The organism is Enterobacter cloacae complex sp. IR5384 (assembly GCF_049237265.1).
GTDB classification, from domain to species: domain Bacteria; phylum Pseudomonadota; class Gammaproteobacteria; order Enterobacterales; family Enterobacteriaceae; genus Enterobacter; species Enterobacter cloacae.
In genome coordinates this window covers 1-2,404 of the sequence record NZ_JBMKHJ010000086.1, presented here as the reverse complement: position 1 = coordinate 2,404, position 2,404 = coordinate 1, and the positions used below count along the sequence as shown (strand labels likewise).

Genomic DNA, 2,404 nt, shown 5'->3' with positions numbered 1-2,404 from the left:
TGCTGTGGATTATTACCGGCATGTTAGTGATGTTTGCGCCGTTCTTTATTTTTATCTTCGGGCCACTGTTACAATACAACATTTTAGTAGGATCGATTGTTGGTGGTATTTATCTAGGCTTTTGTTTTAACGCCGGTGCGCCAGCAGTAGAGGCATTTATCGAGAAAGTCAGCCGTCGCAGTAATTTCGAATATGGTCGCGCGCGGATGTTTGGCTGTGTTGGCTGGGCGCTGTGTGCCTCGATTGTCGGCATCATGTTCACCATCAATAATCAGTTTGTTTTCTGGCTGGGTTCTGGCTGTGCATTCATCCTCGCCGTTTTACTCTTTTTCGCCAAAACGGATGCGCCCTCTTCTGCCACGGTTGCCAATGCGGTAGGTGCCAACCATTCGGCATTTAGCCTTAAGCTGGCGCTGGAACTGTTCAGACAGCCAAAACTGTGGTTTTTGTCACTGTATGTTATTGGCGTTTCCTGCACCTACGATGTTTTTGACCAACAGTTTGCTAATTTCTTTACTTCGTTCTTTGCTACCGGTGAACAGGGTACGCGGGTATTTGGCTACGTAACGACAATGGGCGAATTACTTAACGCCTCGATTATGTTTTTTGCGCCACTGATCATTAATCGCATCGGTGGGAAAAACGCCCTGCTGCTGGCTGGCACTATTATGTCAGTACGTATTATTGGCTCATCGTTCGCTACCTCAGCACTGGAAGTGGTTATTCTGAAAACGCTGCATATGTTTGAAGTACCGTTCCTGCTGGTGGGCTGCTTTAAATATATTACCAGCCAGTTTGAAGTGCGTTTTTCAGCGACGATTTATCTGGTCTGTTTCTGCTTCTTTAAGCAACTGGCGATGATTTTTATGTCTATTCTGGCGGGCAATATGTATGAAAGCATCGGTTTCCAGGGCGCTTACCTGGTGCTGGGTCTGGTGGCGCTGGGCTTCACCTTAATTTCCGTGTTCACGCTTAGCGGCCCCGGCCCACTTTCTCTGCTGCGTCGCCAGGTGAATGAAGTCGCTTAAGAAATTAATGTCGGATACGGCGCGAGCGCCTTATCCGACCAACTTATCAGGACGGAATGTTAAAAATGAACATGTCGATGACAGAAAAAATAAAAGCAGGCAAGCTATTTACCGATATGTGCGAAGGCTTACCTGAAAAAAGACTTCGTGGGAAAACATTAATGTATGAGTTCAATCACTCGCATCCATCAGAAGTTGAAAAAAGGGTAATGACTCCAACTTATTGATAGTGTTTTATGTTCAGATAATGCCCGATGACTTTGTCATGCAGCTCCACCGATTTTGTGAGCGACAGCGACTTCCGTCCCAGCCGTGCCAGGTGCTGCCTCAGATTCAGGTTATGCCGCTCAATTCGCTGCGTATATCGCTTGCTGATTACGTGCAGCTTTCCCTTCAGGCGGGATTCATACAGCGGCCAGCCATCCGTCATCCATATCACCACGTCAAAGGGTGACAGCAGGCTCATAAGACGACCCAGCGTCGCCATAGTGCGTTCACCGAATACGTGCGCAACAACCGTCTTCCGGAGCCTGTCATACGCGTAAAACAGCCAGCGCTGGCGCGATTTAGCCCCGACATAGCCCCACTGTTCGTCCATTTCCGCGCAGACGATGACGTCACTGCCCGGCTGTATGCGCGAGGTTACCGACTGCGGCCTGAGTTTTTTAAGTGACGTAAAATCGTGTTGAGGCCAACGCCCATAATGCGGGCGGTTGCCCGGCATCCAACGCCATTCATGGCCATATCAATGATTTTCTGGTGCGTACCGGGTTGAGAGGCTGTGTATGTGAACTGTAACTGCCATGTTTTACGGCAGTGAGAGCAGAGATAGCGCTGATGTCCGGCGGTGCTTTTGCCGTTACGCACCACCCCGTCAGTAGCTGAACAGGAGGGACAGCTGATAGAAACAGAAGCCACTGGAGCACCTCAAAAACACCATCATACACTAAATCAGTAAGTTGGCAGCATCACCTGGCAGCTGAAAGTATGAATAATAACGCCCTGACAGGATATTTTATTGCACCCTGTCAAAAGTCATACATTCTTTCCCGGTTTTTGCTTTCTCATACCGGATAACTCTATTTAAGGCTTAAGGATAACCTTCGTCCATCCTTCATCCCGCTCATCGAAGTGCTTATATCCGGCAGGAGCCTCTTCAAGCGAAAGACGATGAGAAATTATTTTGCCCGGACTGGCTTTATCGTGATGGATGAGGCGAGACAGCTGACGGTTATAGGCCTTAACGTTCGCCTGGCCGGTACGGATTGCCTGTCCTTTAAACCAGAAACTCCCAAAATCAAATGGCATCTTACCCTCTCTGGCAAGCTCCGATTCAGCCCCCGGATCCTGAGGAATAAAGACGCCAACCACACCAA

At 48.8% G+C, this 2,404-nt stretch carries 2 protein-coding genes and 2 pseudogenes; 2 read left to right on the top strand and 2 right to left on the bottom strand.

Going from position 1 to position 2,404, the window contains the following annotated elements; genetic code table 11:
• Both lacY and ACOTX3_RS25885 read left to right on the top strand, forming a co-directional pair.
• Positions 1 to 1,028, top strand: a 1,028-nt coding sequence (gene lacY, locus ACOTX3_RS25890) for a lactose permease (RefSeq protein WP_421634998.1), incomplete at its 5' end; no start/stop codon positions are given.
• Positions 1,029 to 1,093: 65 nt separating this feature from the next.
• A pseudogene (locus ACOTX3_RS25885) lies at positions 1,094 to 1,234 on the top strand (maltose acetyltransferase domain-containing protein); the annotation flags it as partial.
• A gap of 14 nt (positions 1,235 to 1,248) precedes the next feature.
• Here ACOTX3_RS25885 and ACOTX3_RS25880 read toward each other — a convergent pair.
• Together ACOTX3_RS25880 and ACOTX3_RS25875 are read right to left on the bottom strand one after the other, a co-directional pair.
• Positions 1,249 to 1,946 (bottom strand): IS1-like element IS1A family transposase gene (locus tag ACOTX3_RS25880; RefSeq protein ID WP_229297609.1). Its coding sequence is split into 2 segments (ribosomal slippage): positions 1,249 to 1,697 and positions 1,697 to 1,946, totalling 699 coding nucleotides; the frame shifts between segments, so codons are not numbered across the junction.
• A 165-nt stretch (positions 1,947 to 2,111) separates the two neighbouring features.
• Positions 2,112 to 2,404: pseudogene (locus ACOTX3_RS25875) on the bottom strand (threonine dehydrogenase and related Zn-dependent dehydrogenase); the annotation flags it as partial.